Source organism: Mesorhizobium sp. M7A.F.Ca.CA.004.04.2.1, assembly GCF_004022825.1.
GTDB lineage: Bacteria > Pseudomonadota > Alphaproteobacteria > Rhizobiales > Rhizobiaceae > Mesorhizobium.
Genome location: NZ_RZPH01001581.1, coordinates 1 through 758, shown reverse-complemented (window position 1 = coordinate 758; position 758 = coordinate 1). Strand labels below are relative to the sequence as shown.

Here is a 758-nt window from a genome sequence, read left to right as displayed (position 1 = left end):
GCAGTGGCGTCATCAGGTGATTGTCGCGATGGGAAAGAAAACGCTCGACCGTGTCAGCGCCGGCCATGCCGAGGATTTCGGCATCGGCCGGATCGAGTGGCAGGCGATGCAGAGTATTGCGGTTGAGCAGGAACACTGGCGGGCCTCCTTGGCGTTCGGCGAGAATATATTGCAGGATCGGTGCAAAGGGCGCTGCAATATGGCCTCCCAAATGCAAGTTTGTTTCGCCGAGGACCTCTCCATTGCCTGTATCGCCACCCATGCTCGACAGTTTCGATCTCGCCATCCTTGCCATCCTGCAGCGCGACAACACGACGCCGCAGCGGCTGATCGGCGAGGCGGTGAACCTGTCGGCGCCGGCGGTGCAGCGCCGCATCAAGCGCATGGAGCAGACCGGCGTCATCGCCGGCAATGTCGCGGTCGTCGAGCCGGCAGCGGTCGGCCAGCCGATCACCATCTTCGTCGAGGTGGAACTCGAGAGCGAACGTGCCGAACTGATCGACGCGGCCAAGCGGCAATTCTCGGCAACCCCCGAGGTTCAGCAATGCTACTATGTCACCGGCGAGGCCGATTTCATCCTGGTCATCACCGTGGCCGACATGGCCGCCTATGAGGCGCTGACGCGAAAACTGTTCTTCGACAGCAACAATGTCCGCAAGTTCCGAACTTTTGTTGCGATGGACCGGGTCAAGGTCGGGCTGACGGTGCCCTTACCCGGCTAGCGTCAGGCGGCCGAAAAATCCTGCACGGTCTGATCT

1 protein-coding gene and 1 pseudogene are annotated in these 758 nt (G+C 61.3%); one reads left to right on the top strand and one right to left on the bottom strand.

All coding sequences use genetic code 11. From position 1 onward, the window contains the following. Positions 1-136 (bottom strand): annotated as a pseudogene (locus EN893_RS39715) (diaminopropionate ammonia-lyase); the annotation flags it as partial. Positions 137-242: 106 nt separating this feature from the next. Here EN893_RS39715 and EN893_RS36270 point away from each other — a divergent pair. Beyond that, on the top strand, positions 243-722 hold the full coding sequence (locus EN893_RS36270; RefSeq protein ID WP_164749052.1) for an Lrp/AsnC family transcriptional regulator: 480 nt from the start codon (positions 243-245) through the stop codon (positions 720-722). The last annotated feature ends 36 nt before the right edge of the window (positions 723-758 follow it).